Source organism: Sphingobium sp. MK2, assembly GCF_040170545.1.
In the GTDB taxonomy this organism is placed as follows: Bacteria; Pseudomonadota; Alphaproteobacteria; order Sphingomonadales; family Sphingomonadaceae; genus Sphingobium.
This window is the reverse complement of the sequence record NZ_JAZDXA010000001.1, coordinates 147,396-171,038: the sequence shown is the minus strand read 5'-3', so window position 1 is coordinate 171,038 and position 23,643 is coordinate 147,396. Positions and strand designations below refer to the sequence as shown.

General features: G+C 64.7%; 22 protein-coding genes and 1 pseudogene. 6 read left to right on the top strand and 17 right to left on the bottom strand.

The features are described from left to right. Positions 1 to 49: 49 nt before the first annotated feature. Positions 50 to 238: a ribbon-helix-helix domain-containing protein gene (locus V2I08_RS00830; protein ID WP_349633457.1), complete on the top strand. Its 189-nt coding sequence runs from the start codon at positions 50 to 52 to the stop codon at positions 236 to 238. A 10-nt stretch (positions 239 to 248) separates the two neighbouring features. Here V2I08_RS00830 and V2I08_RS00825 read toward each other — a convergent pair whose 3' ends face one another. Genes V2I08_RS00825 through V2I08_RS00815 form a run of 3 tightly spaced genes read right to left on the bottom strand, consistent with a single transcriptional unit; the run spans position 249 to position 3,601 of the window. Beyond that, on the bottom strand, positions 249 to 1,907 hold the full coding sequence (locus tag V2I08_RS00825) for a terminase TerL endonuclease subunit (RefSeq protein ID WP_349633456.1): 1,659 nt from the start codon (positions 1,905 to 1,907) through the stop codon (positions 249 to 251). Between the two features lie 4 nt (positions 1,908 to 1,911). Continuing rightward, a complete protein-coding gene (locus tag V2I08_RS00820) occupies positions 1,912 to 2,802 on the bottom strand; it encodes an AAA family ATPase (protein WP_349633455.1) in 891 nt (296 codons plus the stop codon). Further along, entirely contained in the window at positions 2,783 to 3,601 is an 819-nt protein-coding gene (locus V2I08_RS00815) for a helix-turn-helix domain-containing protein (protein WP_349633454.1), read from the bottom strand. The genes V2I08_RS00820 and V2I08_RS00815 overlap by 20 nt, the downstream gene beginning before the upstream one ends. Positions 3,602 to 3,968: 367 nt before the next feature. Here V2I08_RS00815 and V2I08_RS00810 point away from each other — a divergent pair, with 367 nt between their 5' ends. Next, positions 3,969 to 4,088, top strand: coding sequence for an Arm DNA-binding domain-containing protein (locus tag V2I08_RS00810; protein ID WP_349633453.1), 120 nt, complete (start codon positions 3,969 to 3,971; stop codon positions 4,086 to 4,088). Here the strand turns inward: V2I08_RS00810 and V2I08_RS20575 are convergent. The 4 genes and pseudogenes from V2I08_RS20575 to V2I08_RS00795 all read right to left on the bottom strand — a co-directional run. After that, positions 4,077 to 4,178, bottom strand: a pseudogene (locus tag V2I08_RS20575) (IS5/IS1182 family transposase); the annotation flags it as partial. The gene V2I08_RS00810 and the pseudogene V2I08_RS20575 sit on opposite strands and share 12 nt — an antisense overlap. A 95-nt stretch (positions 4,179 to 4,273) precedes the next feature. Then, positions 4,274 to 4,660 carry a hypothetical protein gene (locus V2I08_RS00805; protein ID WP_349633452.1) on the bottom strand — a complete coding sequence of 129 codons (387 nt, stop codon included), beginning with the start codon at positions 4,658 to 4,660 and terminating at the stop codon, positions 4,274 to 4,276. Next, positions 4,657 to 4,995 (bottom strand): hypothetical protein, encoded by a 339-nt coding sequence (locus V2I08_RS00800; RefSeq protein WP_349633451.1) that lies wholly within the window; start codon positions 4,993 to 4,995, stop codon positions 4,657 to 4,659. Before V2I08_RS00800 ends, V2I08_RS00805 begins: the two co-directional genes overlap by 4 nt. Before the next feature lie 102 nt (positions 4,996 to 5,097). Next, positions 5,098 to 5,526: a hypothetical protein gene (locus tag V2I08_RS00795; RefSeq protein ID WP_349633450.1), complete on the bottom strand. Its 429-nt coding sequence runs from the start codon at positions 5,524 to 5,526 to the stop codon at positions 5,098 to 5,100. A 336-nt stretch (positions 5,527 to 5,862) separates the two neighbouring features. Between V2I08_RS00795 and V2I08_RS00790 the strand changes: the two genes are divergently transcribed. The 3 genes from V2I08_RS00790 (at position 5,863) to V2I08_RS00780 (ending at position 11,605) form a co-directional block, all read left to right on the top strand. Next, positions 5,863 to 6,801, top strand: coding sequence for a right-handed parallel beta-helix repeat-containing protein (locus V2I08_RS00790; protein ID WP_349633449.1), 939 nt, complete (start codon positions 5,863 to 5,865; stop codon positions 6,799 to 6,801). 291 nt (positions 6,802 to 7,092) lie between these two features. Continuing rightward, entirely contained in the window at positions 7,093 to 8,604 is a 1,512-nt protein-coding gene (gene cysS / locus V2I08_RS00785; RefSeq protein ID WP_349633448.1) for a cysteine--tRNA ligase, read from the top strand. A 76-nt stretch (positions 8,605 to 8,680) separates the two neighbouring features. Next, the gene (locus tag V2I08_RS00780) at positions 8,681 to 11,605 is read left to right on the top strand and encodes a CHAT domain-containing tetratricopeptide repeat protein (RefSeq protein WP_349633447.1); all 2,925 of its coding nucleotides are present in this window, start codon (positions 8,681 to 8,683) and stop codon (positions 11,603 to 11,605) included. Here V2I08_RS00780 and ccoS read toward each other — a convergent pair whose 3' ends face one another. The 9 genes from ccoS to V2I08_RS00735 all read right to left on the bottom strand — a co-directional run bounded on the left by ccoS (position 11,606) and on the right by V2I08_RS00735 (position 20,325). Next, entirely contained in the window at positions 11,606 to 11,749 is a 144-nt protein-coding gene (ccoS, locus tag V2I08_RS00775; RefSeq protein WP_037476351.1) for a cbb3-type cytochrome oxidase assembly protein CcoS, read from the bottom strand. Continuing rightward, positions 11,746 to 13,893 (bottom strand): heavy metal translocating P-type ATPase, encoded by a 2,148-nt coding sequence (locus V2I08_RS00770; protein WP_349633446.1) that lies wholly within the window; start codon positions 13,891 to 13,893, stop codon positions 11,746 to 11,748. Before V2I08_RS00770 ends, ccoS begins: the two co-directional genes overlap by 4 nt. Further along, positions 13,893 to 14,354, bottom strand: coding sequence for a FixH family protein (locus V2I08_RS00765; protein ID WP_349633445.1), 462 nt, complete (start codon positions 14,352 to 14,354; stop codon positions 13,893 to 13,895). The genes V2I08_RS00770 and V2I08_RS00765 overlap by 1 nt, the downstream gene beginning before the upstream one ends. Next, entirely contained in the window at positions 14,351 to 15,787 is a 1,437-nt protein-coding gene (gene ccoG, locus V2I08_RS00760; RefSeq protein ID WP_349633444.1) for a cytochrome c oxidase accessory protein CcoG, read from the bottom strand. The genes V2I08_RS00765 and ccoG overlap by 4 nt, the downstream gene beginning before the upstream one ends. A gap of 123 nt (positions 15,788 to 15,910) precedes the next feature. After that, positions 15,911 to 16,849: a cytochrome-c oxidase, cbb3-type subunit III gene (gene ccoP, locus V2I08_RS00755; RefSeq protein ID WP_349633443.1), complete on the bottom strand. Its 939-nt coding sequence runs from the start codon at positions 16,847 to 16,849 to the stop codon at positions 15,911 to 15,913. Then, positions 16,842 to 17,018, bottom strand: a complete 177-nt coding sequence (locus tag V2I08_RS00750; protein WP_349633442.1) for a cbb3-type cytochrome c oxidase subunit 3 — start codon at positions 17,016 to 17,018, stop codon at positions 16,842 to 16,844. Before V2I08_RS00750 ends, ccoP begins: the two co-directional genes overlap by 8 nt. After that, positions 17,015 to 17,764 carry a cytochrome-c oxidase, cbb3-type subunit II gene (ccoO, locus tag V2I08_RS00745; RefSeq protein ID WP_349633441.1) on the bottom strand — a complete coding sequence of 250 codons (750 nt, stop codon included), beginning with the start codon at positions 17,762 to 17,764 and terminating at the stop codon, positions 17,015 to 17,017. Before ccoO ends, V2I08_RS00750 begins: the two co-directional genes overlap by 4 nt. Before the next feature lie 12 nt (positions 17,765 to 17,776). Continuing rightward, a complete protein-coding gene (ccoN, locus tag V2I08_RS00740) occupies positions 17,777 to 19,438 on the bottom strand; it encodes a cytochrome-c oxidase, cbb3-type subunit I (RefSeq protein WP_349633440.1) in 1,662 nt (553 codons plus the stop codon). A gap of 143 nt (positions 19,439 to 19,581) precedes the next feature. After that, entirely contained in the window at positions 19,582 to 20,325 is a 744-nt protein-coding gene (locus tag V2I08_RS00735; RefSeq protein WP_349633439.1) for a Crp/Fnr family transcriptional regulator, read from the bottom strand. Between the two features lie 204 nt (positions 20,326 to 20,529). Here V2I08_RS00735 and V2I08_RS00730 point away from each other — a divergent pair, with 204 nt between their 5' ends. Further along, the gene (locus tag V2I08_RS00730; RefSeq protein WP_349633438.1) at positions 20,530 to 22,110 is read left to right on the top strand and encodes an ABC-F family ATP-binding cassette domain-containing protein; all 1,581 of its coding nucleotides are present in this window, start codon (positions 20,530 to 20,532) and stop codon (positions 22,108 to 22,110) included. Here V2I08_RS00730 and V2I08_RS00725 read toward each other — a convergent pair. Further along, positions 22,107 to 23,636 carry a DHA2 family efflux MFS transporter permease subunit gene (locus tag V2I08_RS00725; RefSeq protein ID WP_349633437.1) on the bottom strand — a complete coding sequence of 510 codons (1,530 nt, stop codon included), beginning with the start codon at positions 23,634 to 23,636 and terminating at the stop codon, positions 22,107 to 22,109. The two genes, V2I08_RS00730 and V2I08_RS00725, sit on opposite strands and share 4 nt — an antisense overlap. Positions 23,637 to 23,643: the final 7 nt, after the last annotated feature.

The following is a 23,643-nucleotide window of genomic DNA, read 5'->3' as shown; positions in this document are numbered from 1 at the left end:
AGGCTGCAACCTTGCCCCGGCTCGCTTTTTCTGGCACCAGAAATAAACCATGTCAATAACTGGCGCTAGAAAACCAGCAAGGGGAAGGCCCAAGATCGGCGCAACGCCGGTAAACGTCCGTTTACCCCCGGACGATCTGGCGGCGCTCGACCAGTGGATTGCAGCCCAGCCCGAACCGCGCCCGACGCGCCCAGAGGCAATCAGGCGGGTATTGGCGGAACGCCTTGGGCAAGGGTGAACCGCGCGGATCATACCCAGAAAATCCCGCCGCCCTGATACACCTTTTCGCCGCCGTCCCGCGCTGCCAGCCCGCAAGCCATGATGAGAGCGACCAGCGGATCAATCCGGTCGATTGAACGGTTCTTGCTCGGCTTGCGCGCCCCCGCCGGGTCTGTCTCATAGACCAGGTTCCCGGCGCACCAGCGCAAGAGCGGGTGCATCCCGTGCCGCAGGGTGCCGTTCAGCATCGCTGTTTCGAAGGCGTCAACCGCCGGTCCCATGCTCTTGAAACCTTGCCCCCATTCGACCAGCGGCAAGGTGACGCCTTCGGCGTTCAGGATCACTTGCAAGTCTTGGAACGCGTAGCGGTCGAAGGCGACGCCGCGCAGGTCGAATTGCCCCGCAATCCGCCCCAGCGCCGCCGCGATGAACCGCTTGTCGATAGCGCGTCCCGGCGTCGGTTCGATATGCCCAGCCTTCGCCCAAGTGCGATAGGGCACGCGGTCCACTTCCTCGCGCTCGGCAAGGTTCTCTTTCGGGCACCACGCGAAGGGGATCACGGCGCCGCCGTCTTGGGGGAAGTAGAGGACCAGCGCGGACAGGTCGCGCGTGCTGGAAAGGTCCAGCCCCGCATAGCACGGACGCCCCGCCAGGCTGGCAGGATCAACCGCGTCGCCGCACGCTTCCCATTCGGCGGGGTTGATCGCCTTCGGCTCGGCATCGACCCGCTGATTGAGATAGAGATTGCGGAAGGCCGGTTCGAACGTCGGCATTCGCTGCGCGCGGGCGGCTTCCTCGGCAAGTTCGCGTTCGGACCGGAACTTGCCCAGCGCCGGGTTGGCAAGCGGCCAATTCGCCGGATCATAGGGATCGGCGTCCTCGGGCACGGCATAGACCGCGCCGTGAAACGACGGATCGCTAATCTCGCCAGAGGCGATGCGGCCGGCGTAATCGACCATTTCGCTCATCACGTTTTCCGCGCGCGGGGATTGCGTGCCGATAACCAGCATGAGGGGTTGCCGCCGCTTGCCCAGCGAAGTCCGCAGCACGTCGAACAGCTCGCGCTTCTTCCATTGCGCCAGTTCGTCACACACCACGAACGAGCTGGCTAGGCCATGCGTGGACCCGCCGTCGCTGGCGAGCGCGCGATAGATTGAGCCGGTCACGCTGTCTTCGATCTTCTTGTTGAACCGCCCCAGATTGAGCCGCGCGGCCATCCAGGGCGTCGCCAGAATGATCGCTTCCATCTCGGCATAGACCAGCCCCGACTGGTCCCGCGTCGCGCCCGCGCTGTAGCATTCGCCGCGCGCCTCGCATTCCGGGCCGACCAGGTGAGCAAGGCAAAGCGCGGCGCAAAGGACGGTCTTGCCGTTGCCCCGCGCGACGGATAGCAGGCCGGTTCGCACGGCGCGTTCGCCGTTCTCATCATCCCGGTAAATGCCTTCGATCCATTCGATCTGGAACGGATCAAGCCGGATGCGCTCGCCAGCGCCAAAGCCCTTCGTGATCGGAAGGCTTTCGATGAAAGCAATCACCCGCTGGGATCGGGTCAAGCCCTCGGCTTCCCAAGGGTGCGGGGCGATGATGCTGGCGGGTTCCCAGCCTTCGAACAGCGGAACGGGTGCGCCCGGACGCGCGCCACGCGCCGCGTTTAGCTGCCGTGCAGCGCCGGGACCACGCGCGCCCATGGTGTCAGCTCCCGCCGGGGCGTTGCCCCGGCGAATAGGAACTAACTATATTTTTTTGCCCAATGCCGGTCCCCAAGCTGTAGCTGTGAGAGATTTTATCATCCGGGCTGTCAGTAAAACGAGCGAACCAGCGGTAGCACGCGCGCACGTATTCGCCCTTCCGGTTCCCGCGCACGTGGTCTTGCCGCAGTCGTTCAACGCAGACGCTACGGGCTGGCATGATCAGGACGTGATCGCATGGCCGTAGCTTCGCCCTCCACCAATCCCGTTCCGTCGCAGTAGGCGCACTGACGATAAAGAACGTGCGGTGATCGACACGCACGTTCGCAAGCCTCGCCAGTTCGCCGTTGCGGATCGACAAGGCACGGGCAAGGAACGTGTCCGGGGCTTGATGCACTTCGGTTCCCGCCAGCCTCGCCATGATCTCGTCAACGTCGATCAGCTTGTCATGCCCCTGCATTGCCGCACGGGCATAGGTGGACTTGCCCGCGCCCGGTGGGCCGAAAATGATGGTCAAGGGCGAGATTGACGGGCGAAGGTTTGAAGGCCGGGATAGCTTGGGCAAGTGGGCCTTGTGCCCGGACGCGCCCCACGGGTGCCAGGCGTCAAGGGGATTGCCGTCTAGATCGCACCCCTTGCGCGGCTTGAAGGTCTTGATCGCGCCAGCCTCATCGCCGCGCGCGGTCTTGGCCGAGTGACAGGATCGGCAGTAGCTGGCAAGTTCGTCCAGCGCCGGGAAGGCTTCGCCGCCCTCGCTGATCGGAACAACATGGTCCACCGTGTTCGCTGGGGCGACAATGCCCCTTTCGGCGCACCCTTGGCAAAGGGGTTGCGACGCCAGCTTCAGGCGGCGAAGGCGCTGCCATGCGGCGGTGTTATACGGCCAATGCGCCATGAGCCTCCACCTTCAACCGAACCCAGCGCACTTCCCCCCCGAACGCCCGTCTTGCGGCTCCGAGTAGCGCAGGGCTGAAACGATCCTCCAGCGACTGGCGGCCAAACGGGGGCATGGCTTCGCTGACGATCACGCTGACGCCCGGTTCGGTGTGCAACATCGCCGCACCCGCAAACCAATCCCGCCAAGCCTTTTCCCCGATGATTGCCTTCAGCGCGGCGTGCATGGTTTGCGACCGGGCGTCCTCTCTCGCCTTGGCTGCGACCGGGGTGATCGGTTCCGGTTCTCGTGGAACCGGGGGCGCTGTCGCTTGCAGCTCCGCCGGTCGCCGCTTGCCCCGGCACGTGCGTCTGGCCTTCACCGCCGCTTCCGCTGCCTTGCGTTCGATGGGAAGCCGCCAGTAGGCGTCACCCTCATCATTCGCCGCCGACGCGTTTTGCGCTTGGGGGGCTTTGGGGGGTATTTGGTTTAATAACGGTTTGGGTGACACCGTGTCGGGGGTTCCCGTCGTTCCTGTCACCGGTGACACCGTGTCGGGGGTGACACCGTGTCGGGGGTGAATTCGATACAGAATGCCGTGTCCGGGACGCTCATCCCGCGACAAATGCCCCTTGTCGCAAAGCGACTTGATCGCCCGCTGAAGGGTTCGATCTGACTTGCTGCACTTCCTTGCCAGCGTCTCCATGGACGGCCAGCAAATGCCCTCATCATTGGCGGCGTCGGCAAGCGCCAGGAGCGCCAGCTTTTCGCTGTCTGGCAGTTCGAGTTCCCAGACAATCGTCATGATCTTAATGCTCATTTGCCCGCCCCCAGAGGGTTAGACAAACAGGCTTGAACGCCTAGGACTTGCGTTCGGGCATCCGATAGGGTTAGACGCCGCGCGGGGCCGGAAAACCGGAATTCGATAATTCCGGCTCGGGCCTCCAGTATCCTGCCTGGCGACGCCTACCAACAGTTGAAAATCCCTGATTGTCAGTAGTTTATGGGCATTCTCTGATTGTCAGTGGATGCCCCTGTTTGCCTGCAATTGCGGATGATGCGGGCCTAATTTGGGGGCCTCAAAAGGCCCCAGCAGAATCGAGGCCCCCAATGGCGCTAACCGATACCGCTATCCGCCATGCCAAGCCCGCAGATAAGCCTTATGAAGCTACACTGACTCCCAGGGTTTGTATTTGCTCGTCAGTCCAAGAGGCAGCAAGCTGTGGCGAATCAAATACCGTATCGACGGCGTGGAGCGGAAACTGGCGTTGAGCATCGTGGACAACAGGCAGGTGACGCCACTGTGAACCAGTCCGGGCAATCCACATCATGCCCTCGAAATACTGCCGGTTGTCCTGCGCTGGACGGCAACCGCGCCCTCTTTCAGGCGGCAGCAATTGCCCACTCGTCGTCCCTCAGTCCTTTCCGCTCGCACAACGCCGCCTCCAAAAGACAGCCTTGAATCAAACGCAGAGTCTTCTGGCAATCTTTGTCAACGAAACCTGGTCATCTCATTTTCACTACATATGAAAATAAAAACAGAACTATTGTCGATGGGATTCCGGCTCGCCGACGATGCGGTCACCGCAAACGCGCCGTTGGAGCTGATCGCCAGCGAATTGATCATCGAATCGGGCGTATGGTGCTGGCGAACGTCGAAGGCTTGCGGGCTGCCGACCTCCCAGACGCCCACTGCGCCATGCATGTAGGCGGCGACGAGTTTCGTGCCGTCCAGGGTGAAGCGGAGTGTCGTCGCGCATTCGCCGCATTCCAGCCGCCGAGCCGGCTCGTCCGTCGCGCGCATGTCCCAAATCTCAACGGTGTTGCCCGATCCGATCGCCCGCAAATGGCGGTCCGGGTCCCAGGCTGTCGGTGTCATGCTGTCCGCCAAAGCCTGCCGGATATCGTCAGCGTCATTCGCATGCTGGCGGGCGAGGCGTCGCCCCAAGCGAAGAGTGCGGCGCGATCATCGGGGCGAAAGCGCTCGATCAGCCAGCTTCCCGCCATCGCGCTACCGAAGACCGGGCGCGGCGGCCTTGCCCGCAGGTCCCAGACCACGATCGCTTCGTCATCTTTGGTCGAGGATCCGAGTGCGGTCCAGAGGTGGTTACCGTCCGCGCTGAACGCCAGTTCGGCGACTGCGGTGGCCTCTTCCGAAAATCCGCCGAGATCGACGAAGGTCGGTCGGGGCTGGTCGATATCCCAAAGGAACACCGTGCCATCCGCATAAAGGATGGCGGCTTTCGAACCGTTATGGTTGAACTCCCCCCGGACGGCAGCACGCTCCGTCCCGGCGCGCTGGGCGGAATAGGGTGTCTACCCGGACCATTCGCGGCGGAGCGGCGGCACGCCCACCAGCGAGGCCGCCAACGTCCACAATTGACCGTCGGGAGAGAAATCGGCGTGCAGGGTACGGCTGCGATGGCTTTCGATACGGTGCGACAACGGACCATCCTTCCCGCCGATCCGCCCGGTGTCATCGGCTGACAGCGACAGCACACGGCGTCCGTCATGACTGATCGCGACGAAATAGGCATAGCCGTTATGCGGATTGTAGCCGGCATGCCCGTCCAGCGTGAATGCGTGGTAAGGCAGGCTGGTCAGATTCCAGACCTGCACGCTATTGTCCCACTGGCCGAGCGCGAGATAGCGGCCATCGCCGCTGAACGCGGCGTGGAAGGTGCCCTTGTCGCTGCCCGGCAGCAGCTTCCCGCCGGGCTCGGCTCCGTCCAGTTGCCACAGCACGGTTGTCTTGCACGCGATTAGCAGCGCGGTTGAATCTGGGCTGAAACGCAGCGTGATAATGCCGTCGGTTGCGCCATCGGTTGGCGGGCACGCCGTTCGACCGGACCGGGGAACGCGCGCTGGCGCTCCATGCGTAGAGCCTCGCTGATCCCTTCGCCCCGCTACCCGCCCCCAGGGCGGCGCGTCGCTGAAGCGTGGGTGACGCGGGACCGTCGCGTCGCTGTGCCCCTGATGCCCCGCAACCTTTGCCCGCCCATCTGTCCCATAGCGGGGCAGCGCGCCATTAACCCCCTTCTCGCCTTGGTCGGCGCGTCGCCCGCGCCTATCGTGCGCGCCATGCGTATCTTGTCCACCAGCCTGCTCGTCTCCCTCGCCATCGCCTCGACCGCACTGGCACAGGGCAATCCCGCCCCCTTCACGCTCGCCGAATCGGGCCGCGCCTTCGGGTCGCTGGCCGATGCGCTGGGCGCGATCGGCGACGGGCGGGGCACGGTGGTCGTGGCACCGGGCACCTATCGCCAATGCGCGGTGCAGCAGGGCGGCGACGTCACCATCCGCGCTGCGACGCCGGGCAGCGTCATCTTCGACGGCGTGCCGTGCGAGGGCAAGGGTGCCTTCGTGCTGCGCGGCCGGGCAAGCGTGGTCGACGGCATCATATTCCAGAATATCCGCGTGCCCGACGGCAATGGCGCGGGCATCCGCCTCGAAAGCGGCAACCTCACCGTCCGCAACAGCCTGTTCCGCAACAGCGAGGAAGGGATTTTGACCGGCGATTATGACGGCGGCCAGGTCGTCATCGACAAGTCGACCTTCCGGCACCTGGGCCGCTGCGACCGCGACCTGGATTGCGCGCATGGCATCTATATCGGGCGGCTCGCCAGTCTCACCGTCACCAACAGCCGCTTTGACCTTGGCGATGGCGGCCATTATCTCAAAACGCGCACCGGCCGCGTCACCATCACCGACAATAGTTTCGATGATAGCGGCGGCAAACTCACCAACTATATGATCGACCTGTCCAACGGCGCGAGCGGCCTCATCCGCGGCAATGAAATGGTGCAGGGCAAGGACAAGGACAATTGGTCCGCCTTCATCACCGTCGCCCCCGAAGGCCGCGAACATGACAGCAGCGGACTGGTGATCGAGGGCAACAAGGCCGGTTTCGTGCCCGGCCTGGCACGCGGCTCCGCCTTCGTCGCGAATTTCACCGACGACGCGGTCAAGATCGGCGCGAACGACCTCGCCCCATCAATGAAGGTCAAGGATCGACGCTGAAGATCAGGGGTATGAATCGAGTGGCCCGGTGCGGTCGCTTGCGACATTGAGGGGGCAACTGCCGCCAAACCTGCACCGGACACACTCGATGCGGCCCGACCGCACGACTGGACAGGGGGGGAATCCAGATCGTCAAAGAGGCGGGCCTGCCTCAACCATATTGGTAGCGATCACAGGTCGCGCAAGGGATGCAAGTCGACGCAACATTATTTTACAATTCACCCCTCCAGCCGGGCCGCAAAGGAGGAAGGAGAGTTGACCCCCAAGCCGCTTCACGCCATCGCTTGGCGCATGTCCGACGACCAGCATATCACCGCGCCGCTGCGCCTGTTCAACAGCCTGACCCGCACGATCGAACCGTTCGCGCCGATTGAGGACGGCCATGCGCGCATCTATAGCTGCGGCCCGACCGTCTATAATTATGCCCATCTCGGCAACTTGCGCGCCTATGTCTTCACCGACACGCTGCGCCGCACCTTGTTGTGGAAGGGGCTGTCGGTCACCCACATCATCAACATCACCGATGTCGGCCACCTGACGTCGGACGCCGATGCGGGCGATGACAAGATGGAGGCGGCGGCGCGTGCCAGCGCCAAGAGCATCTGGGACATTGCCGCCCATTATACGCAGGCGTTCAAGCAGAATATCGCCGACCTCAACATCCTGTCGCCCAGCGAATGGACGGTCGCGACCGACTATGTGCCGCAGATGATCGAATTTGCGCAAAAGATCGCGCCGACTCATTGCTATGAGTTGGAAAGCGGCCTCTATTTCGACAGTTCGACGGTGCCCGATTATGGCGCGTTGGCGGGAGGACGCGACGATGCGGCGCATGCCCGGATCGACCCGGTCGCTGGCAAGCGCAACGCATCCGACTTCGCCATCTGGCGCAAATCGCCGCCGGGCGAACAGCGGCAGATGGAATGGGACAGCCCATGGGGCAAGGGCGCGCCCGGCTGGCATCTGGAATGTTCGGTCATGTCGCAGGCGCGCCTTGGCCATCCGTTCGACATCCACACCGGCGGCATCGACCATCGTGAAATCCATCATCCCAATGAGATCGCCCAGAACCAGGCCTATTGCGGCTGCACCGACGCGGAGCCCGGCTTCACCGGCGCGCGCTGGTGGATGCACAATAATTTCCTGGTCGATCGCAGCGGCAAGATGAGCAAGTCGAAGGGCGGCTTTACCACCCTCTTCTCGCTGATCGACGCGGGCGTGCATCCGCTCGCCTATCGTCTGCTGTGCCTGGGTGCCCATTATCGCAGCGAACTGGAGTTCAGCGCCGAGGGCGTGGCCGCTGCGTTGACGCGCCTCAAGCGGCTGGTGATGGGCGTCGAAGGGTTGAAGGCACGCGCCGAGGGCGTGACCTGGCAATCGCCACGGCTCGATTATCTGCGTGCCAACCTCCATCCCAAGCTGGTGCCGCTGCTGGAACAATTCGACGCGGCGATCGCCGACGATCTGATGACGCCGCGCGCCCTGCCGCTGCTGGAGGAGGCGATCGCGATCAAGAAGATCCCGGTGGATGAAAAGCTCTGTCTGATCGCCGCTTTCGACGCAGCGCTGGGGCTGAACCTGATGACGCTCAGCCGCGCCGACCTGCGCCTGCAACCCAAACATGCCGCCATCACCCCCGACGCGATCGAGGTGGAACTGGAGCGCCGTGCCGCTGCCCGCGCCGACAAGGATTTCGCCCTGTCGGACGAGATTCGCGACGCGCTGGTCGCACAAGGTGTCGATGTGATGGATGGCGATCCGCTGCGATGGGACTGGCACCTGACGCTTACCCAAGGATCGTAACGGCTGCGGTTCTGACTTGACGTTAGCTTGCGCCGCGCGCCTATGCTCCCGCCGAGACATCCATGGGGGCATGGGCATGAGCTTTTTAACGCGCGCAATCAGTCTGTTCTTGGCCCTGGCCGCCCCACAGGCGTTGGCCGCGCCGGACGCGATGCGCGGTTTCCAGCGCGACGATGCCCGCTATGCCAATCTGCGCGCGATGGAGACACGCGGCACGGCCTTGTTCGAGAATGACGATTTCGATCAGGCAATGGGGCCGGCCACGCGCGACGCCTGGCACCGCCTGATCGCCGCGGCCAGCCGCGTCAAAGTGAGCGGCCTGCCCCATCCGCTGGCAGCGGTGGCGACAATCAATCTGGCGGCGATGGACCAGATTGAGGGCAAGAATCCGCAGGCGCTGGCAATGGCGGAAAAGGGGCTGGCCATGCTCGTCCCGTTCCGCGATGCCTATCCCATATCCTGGATGCAGGGCCTGTCGATCAAAGGCTATATCCAATCGGTCAATGGCGATGTCGCGACCGGCGCACAAACGCTGGCCGAGGGCAGTGCCTATGCCGACCACCATTTCGCACAGGTCGATCCCAAGACGCTGGACAAGAGCGATTATATGCTCAGGTCCAACATCGCCTTCTCGCTGGCGCAGGCCTATTCGCGCCTCGGCCGCAACAGCGATGCGGTGGAAGCGCAGAAGCGCAGCATGGACGCACGGATCGCCGGGCTCGGTCCCCATGATCCCGACACGGTCGCCTCCTATTATAATTATGCCCAAATGCTGTTTCGTGCGGAGAATAATGACGAAGCGGAAAAATATGCGCGCTTGGCCGTGGAAATCGCGATCGCCCATGTCGACACCAAACATCCCAGCTACGCCCGCGCGCTGGAAATGCTGGGCATCCTCTTGTCGCGAACCGGCCGACGGGTCGAAAGCCTTGATTATCTTCAGCGATCGATCGCCATCAAACGCGAAACGGTAGGAAGCAAAAGTCCCTATTTCCATTTCGGCCTCTACAATCTGGGCGGCATCTTCCTGACCCTCGAACGCTATGCCGATGCCGCGCCACTCTATGTCGAAGCGGAAAAGGGGTTTCGCGCGGTGGAGGGCGAAGCCAGCCCGCAGGCGGCGCGATCGCTCGCTTTCCTGGGGCTTATCGATCAGGCCAGTGGTCGACCGGAGGAGGCCGCGACCAAGCTGGAAACCGCCCTCGCCCGCGTGCGCGCGGCCACGACGCAGGATCGCGACATCGGCCAGCGCGTCTATCCGCATCTCATCCCGGTGCTGCTGGACCTGAACCAGCAGGACAAAGCCGCAATCGCCGCGCGCGACTATGCCGCCGAAACCGCCGGGCTCGACAACAGCCCCGCCTTCGCGCTTGCCAATGCCGCGATGATGCAACGCTGGGCCAATGGCGATCCGGCCCGCACCGCCGCTGCGGCCCAGCTTGCTGCCCTGCTGCGCGACGAGCAGAATCTGCGCGACGATGGCGAACTGGCCGACGAACAGCGCGCGGCGCTCGATTCGATCCTCGCCATCGCGGCGGACAGCCAGGATGCAGCGTTGGCGCTCGACGCCATGGCGATCCTGGCGGGGTCGAAGATCGCACAGGCCAACCGGCTCGTCACCGAAAGGCTGGTCGCTGATCCCGCGCTGGGCGAGCGGGTGCGCGCGTTGCAGGACAAAGTGCGCGCCTTGCAGACCGCCGACCGCTCGCTGCTCCGGGCACTGGCGGCCGCAGGTGATGTTGCTGCCACGCGCCAAGCGCGCGATCAGCTGTATGCCGAAGTGAACAACCTGCGCGCCGCGATCGGCCGCGACTATCCCCGCTGGGCCGAAGCGCGCGGCGGGGTGAAGCCCGATCTGGCGCAGATGCAGGCGGGGCTTGGCAAGGATGAAGCGCTGCTGGCGGTGACGCCCGCCTTTGGCCATGTCTATCTGCTGGCGATCAGCCGCACCGGCGCACGGGTCGAACGCACCGCGATGAGCCGTGCCGCCATGGTCGCGCTGATCGACCGGCTGCGCGCGACGATGACGCCGGGCAGCATGGACCTGCCCGCCGCCCACACCCTCTATGGCCAGATCTTCACGCCCGCCATCCTCGCAACCCTGGGCAAGGCGCAGTCTTTGCGGATCGTGCCGACCGGCGCCTTCGCCTCGCTCCCCTTCGCGCTGCTGCCCCAGCGGCCCGTCGCTGCGGTTAGTCGCGATACGCCCTGGCTGATCCGCCGCTATGCGCTGGCGGTGCAGCCCTCCTTCGCGATGGAGGCGGACAAGCGCCCCGTGCAGGTCGCCGCATCTCGCTTTCTGGGCGTCGGCGCGCCCCTGCCTTTTCCGGCCGCGGCCAACGCCACGCCTGCCCCCGCGTTGATGGCTGCGAACCAGTATTTTCGCGGTGGCGCGGCCGATGGCGAAGCGCTCTCGCACCTGCCGCCGCTGCCCGGATCAGCCAAAGAAGTACGCGGCGTCGCCAGCCGCTATGGCGCGCAAGGCGCGACCCTGATGCTCGGCGAAGCGGCCAGCGAAAGCGCCCTGCGCGCGCTCGACCTGTCCGACTATGGCGTAATCCTGTTCGCAACGCACGGCCTGGTGAGCGGGCAGATGGAGGGCGTGACCGAACCCGCCTTGGTTCTTTCGCCACCTGCGCCCGGTGCGACTGGCGAGGACGGGCTGCTCACCGCATCCGAAGTCGCCGCGATGCGGATCGACGCGGACTGGGTAATCCTGTCCGCCTGCAACACGGCGGCGGGCGATAGTGCGCAGGCCCCCGCTTATTCGGGCCTCGCACAGGCGTTCCGCTATGCGGGCGCGGGTTCGCTGCTCGTCTCGCACTGGCCGGTGCGCGACGATGCCAGCGCCTTCGTCACGCTGGAAACGGTGAAGGGGGCGGGGCGGGGCCTGCCCCGCGCGGTCGCGCTGCAACGCGCGATGCTGAAACTGATGCGATCGAACCGCCCCGGCGCGACCCAGCCCTATATCTGGGCACCCTTCATCCTCGTCGGACGCTGATCACTCGTCATCGTCGATCAGGATACGCGCCGCCGCGCCATCGCTATCGTCGAACTGACCGCTGCCCAGCGCCCAGAAAAAGGCTGCCAAGCCCAGCAGGCCCAGCGACAGGGCGATGGGGATAAGGACGGTGAGACCCGTCATCGCGCCGCCGCCTTGAGCCGCAGCGCATTGGCGATGACGATCAGCGAACTGGTCGACATGGCGATGGCGGCGACCAGCGGGGTGACATGGCCCGCAATCGCCAGCGGCACGGCAAATACATTATAACCAATCGCCAGCGCGAAATTCTGCTTCACCACCCGCACCGTCCGTCGCGCCGCGCGCACCGCCATCGCCACCGGGGCCAGCCGATCGCCCAGAAACACCGCATCCGCCGCCAACTGGCTGGCGTCGCTCGCCGAGGCGGGTGCCATGCTGGCATGGCCTGCGGCAAGGGCAGGTCCATCGTTCAGCCCATCGCCGACCATCAACACCCTATGCCCCGATGCGCGCAGCCGCTCGATCAGCGCCAGCTTGTCCTGTGGGCGTAGATGGCCGATCGCGGTCGTCTCGGTCTGGCGCGCAATCTCGGTCAGCGCTTCGGGCCGGTCGCCGCTGGCGATCAGCGTTTTGAGGCCCATGGCGCGCAGATCAGCGAGCGTTTCGACCGCGTCGGGCCGCAACGCATCGGTGAAGCGTAGCAGCACCGCCTGGTCGCCGCGCCGATATTCCGCCGCCAGATCGAACAGGGTGATAAGGCTGCGCGGACGGCCAAGCGCGACCGCTTCATCGCCCAACCGACCCGTCATCCCTTCGCCCGCTTGCTCGCGCAAGTCGGTCAGCGCCGCCGGGACGACACCCTCGCCCTCCAAAGCCTGGCGCAGCGCGACGCTCAACGGATGGCGACTGCCTTGAACCAGGGCCAGCAGGACGGCGCGATCCTCCGCCGCCAGTCCCGCCAGATCGCGCGGCACCGGGCGGCCCAGCGTCAACGTGCCGGTCTTGTCGAACAGCGCCTCGTCCACTTCCGCCAGCCGTTCGAGGGCCGATCCATCCTTGACCAGCACCCCGCGCTTCATAAGCGCGCCGCACGCCACGATCTGCGCCGCCGGAACGGCCAGCCCCAGCGCACAGGGGCAGGTGATGAGCAGCACAGCAACCGCGATCAGCAGCGATTGATGCATGCCCGCGCCTACGATCATCCACCCGGCAAAGGACAGCGCCGACAGCAGATGCACGCTCGGCGCATAATAGCGCGCCGCCCGGTCAGCGAGCCGGACATAGCGCGACTTGCCCTGCGCCGCTTCCTCCATCAGCCGGGCGATGTCGGCGATCACTGTGTCCGGCCCGGCAGCGGTCACCACGACGCGGATCGGCCCATCGATATTGAGCGCTCCGGCCTGCACCAAGTCACCCGGACGCACGCGCACCGGCGCGCTTTCCCCGGTCAGGAAGGCAATGTCGATGCCGCTCTCACCCTCCATCACGCGCCCGTCGGCGGCCAGCCGCTCGCCCGCGGCAACCAGCATCACCATGCCCGGCCGCAGCGCACTCGCCGCGACCCAACGGCTTTGCCCGCTATCGTCCAACAACATCGCGCCCGGCGCGGATTGTTTGAGCAGCGCGGCAACGCCAGCGCGCGCGCGGCCCCGCATCAGGCTGTCGAGGCAGCGCCCGGCGAGCAGGAAGAAGAGCAGCATCACCGCCCCATCGAACCAGGCGTCTTCGCCGCCGATCAGGGTTTCATACACACTCATGCCCGTCGTCAGCAGCACCCCGATGCTGATCGGCACGTCCATATTGGTCCGTCCCTGCCGCACCGCCGCCCAGGCCGAGCGGAAGAAGGGCCGCCCCGCATAGGCCACGGTGGGCAGCGCGATCAGCGCCGACAGCCAGTGAAACATCTGCCGCGTGCCGCCCTCCGCCCCGGACCAGACCGACACGGACAGCAGCATGATGTTCATCGCGGCAAAGCCCGCCACCGCCAGCGCGCGGATCAGCATGCGGTTTTCCGCCGCCGCCACATCGACGCCGGGATCGGCGAGCGGCTCCGCCTCGAATCCCAGCGCGGCGATGGCGGCGCGCAGGTCGGGCGGGCTGAGCGCGGAATCATGCTGGATGGTGACGCGCTTCGCCGAGAGATTGACCCGCGCCGACGCGATGCCGGGGGTGCGGGCCAGCCCATTCTCGATCTTGCCGATACAGCCCGCGCAATGCATCCCCGGCACCGCGAACAGGCTGATCTGCGTCGTATCTATGTCCGTTTCGCTGTCCGTTGCGGGCGGGATCAGGGCTTGGCTGGCCATCAGTCGATCTCTTGGACGAAATGATGGTCGGCAGCGGTGAGCAACAGCCGCCAGCGCCCGGCGGGCAGCGTCCGGTCGGCGCTGTATCGACCGGGTGCGACCTCGCGGAACGATAAGGCGATGTCGGGCGCGCGGCCCAGTGGATGCGCAGCGGTAGCGGTGACCGCCACGCCGTTGAGCGGTGCCCCCGCCGCATCGGCAAGGCTGACCTGCACCCGCCGCTGCGCATCAATCGTGATCGTCTCGCGCCAGCCCTGCGCCTCCTGCGCCCGCGCGGCCTCCAACCAGCCGTTGAATTTCTGGCTGGCGACATAGCTGTTATCGACCACCACCCCGCCAAAGGACCGCACCGCAAGCGTCGCCATCAGCATGTTGACGGCGATGACGACGGCGAAGAAGGCCACCAATATGCCGGTCATATGCCATCCGGTGAAGCGGCGGGGGGTGGAGCTACGCATCATTGGGGCCTTTCGAAACGGGCGGGTTCGCTGGCGGTGCCGCCTTCGCGGTCGGTGGCGGTCAGGACGAAGCGGAAATCCTGCCGCTGCGGCCCGGCGGCGGGCACGGCGGCATAGAGGCGCAACTTGGCCACGCTATCGGGCGGCACGGTGACGTCCACCGTCGCGCGGGCCTGCTCCCGCGCCATCGCGTCGGTCCATAGCAGCGCGCCGGGCAAGCCTTCGGCCCGCACCGTCATCGGCCGGGGTCGCGTCTCCATATTGCGGATCTTGATGGTATAGGCGTTGCGCACCGCCCCATCGGACAATGTCACGAAGATGGGATTGCGATCCTGCTGCGCGGCGATATCCAGCCGGGTGCGCGCCCCCAGCGCGAACAGCATCGCTGCGCCAATGCTGCTCCACACCAGCAGATAGGCGATGGTGCGTGGGCGCAGCAATGTCTTGAACACCGGGCGTGGCTTAGCCCCCTGCTTCTCCGCATCGGCATCATCCTGCGTACAATAGTCGATCAGCCCGCGTGGCCGCCCGACCTGCGCCATCACCTTGTCGCAGGCATCGATGCACAAGGCGCAAGTGATGCAGCCGATCTGCGGCCCTTCGCGAATGTCGATGCCCGTCGGGCAGACGGCGACGCACTGGTCGCAATCAATGCAGTCGCCAAATTCGCCCGGATGCGCCGCCGCCTTCTTGACGCTGCCGCGCTTTTCGCCGCGCCAGTCCTTGTACGTCACGACCAGCGATTTCTCGTCGAGCATCGCAGTCTGAATGCGTGGCCAGGGGCACATATAGATGCATACCTGTTCACGCATGAAGCCGCCCAGGACGAAGGTCGTCGCGGTCAACAGCGCGGTCGTGCCATAAGCGACCGGCGCGGCTGTGCCGGTCCAGAACTCGCGCTGCAACGTCGGCGCATCGGCGAAATAAAAGATCCACGCACCCCCGGTCAGGAAGGCGATGATCAGCCACACGCTCCATTTGATCAAGCGCCGCGCCAGTTTGGACGGGGTCCAGGGTGCCTTGGCCAGCCGCACCTGCGCGTTGCGGTCGCCATCGATGAAGCGTTCGACATGCTGGAACAGGTCGGTCCACACCGTCTGCGGACAGGCATAGCCGCACCAGGCACGGCCCACCGCCGATGTCACCAGGAACAGACCGACACCGGCCATCACCAGCAGTCCGGCGACATAATAGAATTCATGCGGCCAGATTTCGATATCGAACATGTAGAAACGGCGATTGGCCATATCGACCAGCACCGCCTGATCGGGGGCATAGGGGCCGCGATCCCAGCGGATCCACGGCGTCACCCAATAGATGCCAAGCGTCACCACCATGATCGCCCATTTCAGGCGGCGGTAAAAGCCATCCACCGCCTTGGGAAAGACGCCCTTGCGCTTCTCATAGAGATCGCCCGTATCGGTCGGCATCAACATGCGCCCAATCCTCCCCGGCACGGGGAGGTGGCTGACCGCAGGTCAGACGGAGGGGGCAGGCAATGCGTCGCAAGCCTTGCGCTAAGGGCGCACCCCCTCCCATTCCAGGCAAGGATCGGGGCTTTATTGGGCCACATTGCCTTCAACTCCATTGTCCGCCGCGGCCGCTGCTTCCACCAGCGTCGCTTCGCCACCGCCCAGGCTATGGACATAGACGGCCAGCATGCGGATGGTCGCGGGGCTGAGCTTGTCGTCCCAGCGCGGCATCACGCCCTGGCGGCTGTTCCACACGCTCTGGTGGATGGACTCGGTGTCCCCGCCGTAGAGCCAGATGCCATCGGTCAGGTTGGGCGCACCCAATGTCCGATTGCCCTTGGCGTCCGTGCCGTGGCAGACCGCGCAATTGTCGGCGAACAGGCCCGCCCCGCGCTGCGCGGCGGCGCTGGGCTTATCCTGTCGGCTGGCAACCCGGACATAGGCGACGACATCATCGACCTGCGGCGCGGTGAGCAACTGGTCGCGGCCAAAGGCGGGCATGATCGACACGCGCGTCGCGTCATGACCCGGATTGCGGATGCCGTCGATCAGCGTCTTTTCGATCGTGGCGAGGTCGCCACCCCACAGCCAGTCATCGTCGTTGAGGTTGGGATAGCCCTTGCTACCTGCTGCCCCCGACCCGTGGCACTGGACGCAATGGACCTTGAACGCGGCGCGCCCACCCTCGATCGCGGCCTGCATAAGTTCCGGCTGGCCCGCCAGCTTCTCGATCGTCGTCGCAGCGATCGCCTGGTGAATGGGCGCCACCTGATCGGCGTGCGCGGCCAGTTCCTGTTCCAGCGCGCCGCGGCTCGACCAGCCGAGCATACCGCGCGTATAGTCGTTAAGCATAGGGATCGCCGGATAGGCAATCACATAACCGATCGCGAAGAGGATGGTCGCATAGAAGGTCCACAGCCACCAGCGCGGCAGCGGCGTGTCCAGTTCCTGGATACCGTCCCACTCATGCCCCTTGAACTGGGTGCCGGTGGCGGCGTCGATCTTGGGGTTCTTGTCGTCAGCCATGGTCGGCCTCCGTCTTTTCCGTGTCCGGCTCGAAGATCATCGTGGCGGCGCGCGTGCTGGCGCGGCGACCATGCGGCAGGAAATGCCAGCCGATGAGGATGAGATAGGTCAGGGCCATGAAGACCAGCCCCCAACTATCGGCAAAATGCCGCAAAGCATCGTAACTCATCGCCGTCCCCCCTGCGGCTGGCCTTCGAGCGGCTTGGCCGCATCGACATCGACCAGCGTACCGATCATCTGGAGATAGGCGACCAGCGCATCCATCTCGGTCAGCTTGTTCGGATCGCCGTCGAAATCGCGCACCTGCGCCTTGGGATAGCGTTTGATCAGGTCGGTCGTATCGGCGTTGGGATCAGCCTGGGCCTTGAGGTCGTCATTGGCCTTTTCTATGTCCGTGTCGCTGTACGGAACCCCGACCCGGCTCAGCGCCGTCAGGTCGGCCGTCATGTCGCCCGCCTTCAATTCGCGCTCGGCCAGGAAGGGATAGGTCGGCATGATCGATTCCGGCACCACGGCGCGCGGGTCTTTCAAATGCTGGACATGCCATTCGTCGGAATAACGCCCGCCGACCCGTGCCAGGTCCGGCCCGGTCCGCTTGGACCCCCATTGGAACGGATGGTCATACATGCTTTCGGCGGCCAGGCTGTAATGGCCATAGCGTTCGGTTTCGTCGCGGAACGGGCGGATCATCTGGCTATGGCAGTTGTAACAGCCTTCGCGGATGTAGATGTTGCGCCCGGCCAGCTCCAGCGGGGTATAGGGCCGCATCCCCTCCACCTTCTCGATCGTATTGTCGATCCAGAAGAGGGGCGCGATTTCCACGATCCCGCCGATGGCGACGACGATCAGGGCGGCAATGCCGAGCAGCGATACATTCCGCTCCAGCTTGCCATGGTCGAAGATTTTGGATGCCATGTCGGCGTCTCCTTATACAGGCTGGGCAGCGAGGAGCGGCTTGTCGGCCGCCGGATCGAAGGGCGCATCGTGCATCGGCTTCTCCGCGCGCAGTTTGCTGCCCGCGATGGTCTTGCCGATATTCCAGGCCATGATGATCGCCCCGGCGAGGTAGAGCAGGCCACCGGCACCGCGGATCAGATACATGGGGAACATGGCGGTCACGACTTCGGAGAAAGCGTACACCAGATAGCCATCGGCCCCATATTCGCGCCACATCAAGCCCTGCATGATGCCCGCCACCCACATCGACGAGGCGTAGAGAACGATGCCGAGCGTCGCGAGCCAGAAGTGCCAGTTCACCAGCCGCAGCGAATAGAGGCGTTCCCGGCCCCACAGGCGCGGCGTCATATAATAGAGGCAGGCAAAGGTGATCATCCCGTTCCAGCCCAAAGCGCCGGAATGGACATGGCCGATCGTCCAGTCGGTATAATGGGACAGGCTGTTGACGGCCTTGATCGACATCAGCGGCCCTTCGAAGGTCGACATGCCGTAGAAGGCCAGCGCCATCACCATCATGCGGATGATCGGGTCGGTGCGGATCTTGTCCCAGGCGCCGTTGAGCGTCATCAGGCCATTGATCATCCCGCCCCAGCTCGGCATCCACAGCATGACCGAAAAGACCATGCCCAGCGTCTGCGCCCAGTCGGGCAGCGCGGTATAGTGAAGGTGATGCGGACCCGCCCAGATGTAGAGGAAGATCAGCGACCAGAAGTGGATGATCGACAGGCGATAGCTGTAGACCGGCCGTTCCGCCTGCTTGGGCACGAAATAATACATCATGGCCAGGAAGCCGGCGGTCAGGAAGAAGCCCACCGCATTATGGCCATACCACCATTGGGTCAGCGCATCCTGCACGCCGGCAAAGGCGCTGTAGCTCTTGGACCCCAGCAGGCTGACCGGCATCGACAGGTTGTTGACGATGTGCAGCATGGCGATGGTGATGATGAAGGCGAGGTAGAACCAGTTGGCCACATAGATATGCGGTTCGGAGCGCTTGAGGATCGTCCCGCCGAACACCAGCAGGTAGCAGACCCACACGACCGTCAGCCACAGATCGACATACCATTCGGGCTCGGCATATTCCTTGCCCTCGGTAATCCCCATCAAATAGCCGGTCGCGGCGAGCACGATGAACAACTGATAGCCCCAGAAGACGAAGCGGGCCATGGACGGGAATGCCAGCCGTGCGCGGCAGGTGCGCTGCACGACATAGAAGCTCGTCGCGATCAGCGCGTTGCCGCCAAAGGCGAAGATGACCGCCGATGTATGCAGCGGCCGCATACGACCGAAGCTGGTATATTCAATGCCCAGGTTCAGCGCGGGAAAGGCGAGCTGAAACGCGATGACCAGCCCGACGAGAAAACCCGCCAGACCCCAGAAGACGGTCGCGATCACGCCCCAGCGGATCGGATCATCATCATATTTACCCTGGTCGACCGGCATTTTCAGCATGCCCCGCGCCAGCCCCGCATAATCCGCACCGCGCATCGTCAGGATCGCCAGCAGCAGTCCGACCGCGCAGACGATCCCCATATGAACGGCAAATCCGCTGTCCACCGCGCCCAGCATCGCCGCGAAGGCCGCCAGCGCGAGCGCGAACCAGCCGCCCGTCCTCATTACCAATCGGTCCATGATATTCCCCGTCAAAGGCTCGGCGGTCCCTCTGTTCGACAGGCCGCCCCCATGCATTGACCTCTGTCAAACCGCCGGGCGCGGGTCTTTACGGGATAGTGCGTAGAGGGGTGGGAGACGGCCCGATGCGACAGGCGCGATACTCAAACCCCCTCCGCCAACGCCTCCAGCGCCGCGCCATCCACCAGCCGCACCCCGCGCCGCCCGACCAGCGCGATGATCCCCTGCCGCTTCAATTCGCTCATCTGGCGCGACACGGTTTCGATCGTCGTGCCCAGAATATCGGCAATCTGCTGGCGCGAGAGCGGTAGCTCGATCGTCCCTGTCCGGTCGGCCTGCAACCGCCGCGCCATGTCGAGCAGGAAGGTCGCGACCTTCTCCCGCGCGGTCTTGCGGCCGAGCAGCAACATCCAGGCACGTGTCCGGTCGAGATCGTCGAGCGTGCGCTGGAGCAGCCGGTGCTGGAGGTCGCCATGATCGCGGGCAAAAGCATCAAAGCTGCCACGCGGAAACAGGCACAGCCGCGCATCGGTCAGCGCGGTGACGCTATGGGGCGTGCGCGCGCCGAACGGGCGGCCGATAAAGTCGGATGCATAGACCACGCCGACGATCTGCTCGCGCCCGTCGCCGGTCGACGTCGCCAGTTTCAGCGTGCCGTCGATGACATTGGCGACGACCATGCTGTCGTCTCCCTCCCACATCACCGTCTGCCCGGCATGAAGCGTCACCCGCCGTCCGATCCGGCTCAGCGCATCGCGATCCGGGTCCGACAAGTCGGCACAAATCGCCCGATCGCGAACCTCGCACTGAGCGCAGGACTGTGGCGCACAAGGGCGCGTCATCAGCGGAAGAGCGCTATTTTGCGCCACGTCAAATTGCATGTCCATTCCCGCTGCATGACGCGACAGCCCGCCTTGACCTATGCGTAAATGTCCGTAGCTTTCATGATGAGGATGGATGGAGTGCCGCCGCCTATCTTGCCAACCGATGCCTTAGCCTCTATTATTCGCATCAATCTTAAAAGGAACTCGCCATGGACATCGCCCTGACCGCTTAGCCCACCCGCTCTGCCTTCAGGAAAACCTGTGTCCATGCCTGCCATTATCCTTTCGACCCTTGGATGGTCTGCGCCCGACGGCACTGCCGTTATCGCCGGGCTCGATTTCCGCTTTTCCTCCGAACGCATCGGCCTGATCGGGCGCAATGGCGTCGGCAAGTCCAGCCTGCTCGCACTGATCGCCGGGGAGCGCACCCCGACACACGGCCATGTCACGATCGACGGACGCATCGCCGTGCTGCGCCAGAATCTTGAAACAGCGCCCGGCGCGAGCATTGCCGACCTGTTCGACGCGCGCGAGGCATTGGCGGTGATCGACCGGGCGGAGGCGGGCAGCGCGACGCTTGATGACCTTGATGCCTGCGACTGGACATTGCCCGCGCGCATTGCCGATGCGCTGGCGGACGTGGCGCTGAGCGCTAATCCCGCAACCCCGCTCGTCAGCCTGTCGGGCGGCCAGCGCACCCGTGCCGCGCTCGCCGCCGCGCTCTTTACCCGGCCCGATTTCCTGCTGCTGGACGAACCGACCAACCATCTGGATGCCGAAGGTCGGGACGCGGTGATCGCGCTGCTTGCGCGCTGGCGTGGTGGCGCAATCGTCGTCAGCCATGACCGCGCGCTGTTGGAGACGATGGACGCCATCGCCGAACTCACCACGCTGGGTATCGCCCGCTATGGCGGCAATTTTTCCGCCTACACGGCGCGCAAGGCGATCGAACTGGCCGCCGCGCATCATGATCTCGACCATGCCGAAAAGCAGGCCGTGGCGCTGTCGCACAAGACCCAGCAACTGATCGAGCGCAAGCAGCGGCGCGATGGCGCAGGCAAGCGCGACGCGGCCAAGGGCGGGATGCCCCGCATCCTGCTGGGCCAGCGCAAGCAGCAGGCCGAACAATCGGGTGGCGATGCGGTGCGCCGCGCCGGGCAGCAACAGGGCGAAGCGCGGCAGGCGATCGACGCGGCGCGCGCGCGGATCGAGATATTGGAGCCGATCCGCATCGCCTTGCCCTCCGCCAATGTGCCGCCGGGCCGCGTCATCCTGACGCTAGATGCTGTAACAGCGGGCCATGAACCGGATCGCCCGATCCTGCGCGACATCAGCCTGACGATCAGCGGGCCGGAGCGGGTGGCGATCACCGGGGCGAACGGGTCGGGCAAATCGACGCTGCTGCGCGTGATCGCGGGTGATCTGTCGCCGATGACGGGCCGGGTTCATCGCCCTGTCGATTGCGCGCTGCTCGATCAGGACGTCGCCCTGCTCGATCCGGCACGCAGCATTGCCGACAATTTCGCCCGGCTGCATCCCAGCACGACCCACAACGCAGTCCATGCCGCGCTGGCCCGCTTCCGGTTCCGCGCCGACCTGGCGCTGCAACAGGTCGGGACTCTGAGCGGCGGGCAGCGATTGCGCGCGGGGCTGGCCTGCGTGCTGGGCGGGGCCGCGCCGCCGCCCCTGTTGTTGCTGGACGAGCCGACCAATCATCTCGACCTCGATTCGATCGCGGCGATCGAACAGGGGTTGAACGCCTATGACGGCGCGCTGCTGGTGGTCAGCCATGACGCGGCTTTCCTGCATGCGATCGGCATCACCCGGCGGATCGCCCTCCCGCTTTAGTGCGCGGCGGACGTGTCCACGGGTCCAGTCGGCTTGGGCGCGAGCCAGACGATCGCCGTGGCGAGGAACAGGACGAGCGCGGACAGGAAGAAGACATGATCCACCGCGATCGCCAATGCTTCCTGATCGACCAAATTGGAGATGACCTGCCGCGCCTGTTCGACGGACATGCCCATAGCGCTCAGTTGCGCCTGCGTATCGGCCGGTTGCAACGTGCCCGCCATCTCGCTGCGCGAGACGCGCTGGCCGTTGCCCCAGCCGGTCAGCACCAGCGAGGTCGCGATCGCCAGCGCCATCGTCCGCAGGAAATTCTGCAACCCCGCCGCCGACGCCGTCTCGTCGGGCCGCACCGACCCTAGCGTCAGGGTCGTCAACGGGATCATGAAGAAGGGCATGGCAAAGCCCTGAATGAATTGCGGCGCGGCCATCGACCAGAAATCGATCGAACTGGTCCAATGCGCCCGCCACAAGGTCATCAGCCCCAGCCAGAAGAGCGCGCCCGAAATCATGATGCGCGGATCGACCCGCCCGGTCAGCCTCGCCGCGATCGGCGCGGCCATCAGCGCTGCCATAGCGGTGAAGGCGGTCAATATCCCGGCATCTGTCGCGGTATAGCCCATCGACGTCTGCAGCCATTGCGGAATAACCACGATGCCCGCGAAATAGGCACCAAAGCCCAGCGCCAGCGAAAAGACGCCCGATGTAAAACCGATATGACGGAACACCCGCAAATCCACGACCGGATGTTCCTCGGTCAGTTCCCAGATAATGAAGGCCGCAAAGCCAATCGCCGCCAGGATCGCCAATATCACGATCAGCGGATCGCCGAACCAGTCATGGTCGCGGCCGATGTCGAGCATGATCTGCAGGCAACCGATCCAGAAGACCAACAGAAACAGGCCCATCCGGTCGATCGGCACGCGCGCCGTTTCGGTTTCCACCGGGCGAAGCAACGCCATCGCCGCGACCACGCACAGGATCGCGATCGGCACGTTGATGAAGAAGATCCAGTGCCAGCTCCAATTGTCGCTGATATAGCCGCCAATGATCGGCCCCATCGCCGGGCCGAGCAGCGTGGTCATTGCCCATAGCCCCATTGCGCGAGCGCGCTGATCGGGCGGAAAAATGCGCAGCAACAGCGTCTGCGACATCGGCATGATCGGCCCGCCGCACAATCCTTGGCCGATACGGCAGGCGACGATCATGCTCAGCGACATGGACAGGCCGCATAGCACCGAAAAGATGCCAAAGCCGATCATCGCCCAGATGAACATCTTCACCACACCGAACCGCTGGGCCAGCCAGCCGGTCAACGGCACGCAGATTGCTTCAGCGACTGCATAGGAGGTGATGATCCACGTCCCCTGATCGGGCGTGATGCCCAGATTGCCCGATATGTGCGGCACCGAGACATTGGCGATGGTCAGGTCGAGCACGACCATGAAATTGCTGAGTGCCAGCACCAGACCGGCGAGCGTACGCTGGCGCGGCGTCAGCCGGGAAAAGATACTTTCCTCATCACTCACGTCCCGG

Excerpts from the sequence above, each read along its gene's own strand:
- V2I08_RS00830 (WP_349633457.1), top strand. The coding sequence starts at position 50 with ATGTCAATAACTGGCGCTAGAAAACCAGCAAGGGGAAGGCCCAAGATC.
- V2I08_RS00825 (WP_349633456.1), bottom strand. The coding sequence starts at position 1,907 with ATGGGCGCGCGTGGTCCCGGCGCTGCACGGCAGCTAAACGCGGCGCGT.
- V2I08_RS00820 (WP_349633455.1), bottom strand. The coding sequence starts at position 2,802 with ATGGCGCATTGGCCGTATAACACCGCCGCATGGCAGCGCCTTCGCCGC.
- V2I08_RS00815 (WP_349633454.1), bottom strand. The coding sequence starts at position 3,601 with ATGAGCATTAAGATCATGACGATTGTCTGGGAACTCGAACTGCCAGAC.
- V2I08_RS00805 (WP_349633452.1), bottom strand. The coding sequence starts at position 4,660 with ATGACACCGACAGCCTGGGACCCGGACCGCCATTTGCGGGCGATCGGA.
- V2I08_RS00790 (WP_349633449.1), top strand. The coding sequence starts at position 5,863 with ATGCGTATCTTGTCCACCAGCCTGCTCGTCTCCCTCGCCATCGCCTCG.
- cysS (WP_349633448.1), top strand. The coding sequence starts at position 7,093 with ATGTCCGACGACCAGCATATCACCGCGCCGCTGCGCCTGTTCAACAGC.
- V2I08_RS00780 (WP_349633447.1), top strand. The coding sequence starts at position 8,681 with ATGAGCTTTTTAACGCGCGCAATCAGTCTGTTCTTGGCCCTGGCCGCC.
- ccoS (WP_037476351.1), bottom strand. The coding sequence starts at position 11,749 with ATGACGGGTCTCACCGTCCTTATCCCCATCGCCCTGTCGCTGGGCCTG.
- V2I08_RS00770 (WP_349633446.1), bottom strand. The coding sequence starts at position 13,893 with ATGGCCAGCCAAGCCCTGATCCCGCCCGCAACGGACAGCGAAACGGAC.
- V2I08_RS00765 (WP_349633445.1), bottom strand. The coding sequence starts at position 14,354 with ATGATGCGTAGCTCCACCCCCCGCCGCTTCACCGGATGGCATATGACC.
- ccoG (WP_349633444.1), bottom strand. The coding sequence starts at position 15,787 with ATGTTGATGCCGACCGATACGGGCGATCTCTATGAGAAGCGCAAGGGC.
- ccoP (WP_349633443.1), bottom strand. The coding sequence starts at position 16,849 with ATGGCTGACGACAAGAACCCCAAGATCGACGCCGCCACCGGCACCCAG.
- V2I08_RS00750 (WP_349633442.1), bottom strand. The coding sequence starts at position 17,018 with ATGAGTTACGATGCTTTGCGGCATTTTGCCGATAGTTGGGGGCTGGTC.
- ccoO (WP_349633441.1), bottom strand. The coding sequence starts at position 17,764 with ATGGCATCCAAAATCTTCGACCATGGCAAGCTGGAGCGGAATGTATCG.
- ccoN (WP_349633440.1), bottom strand. The coding sequence starts at position 19,438 with ATGGACCGATTGGTAATGAGGACGGGCGGCTGGTTCGCGCTCGCGCTG.
- V2I08_RS00735 (WP_349633439.1), bottom strand. The coding sequence starts at position 20,325 with ATGGACATGCAATTTGACGTGGCGCAAAATAGCGCTCTTCCGCTGATG.
- V2I08_RS00730 (WP_349633438.1), top strand. The coding sequence starts at position 20,530 with ATGCCTGCCATTATCCTTTCGACCCTTGGATGGTCTGCGCCCGACGGC.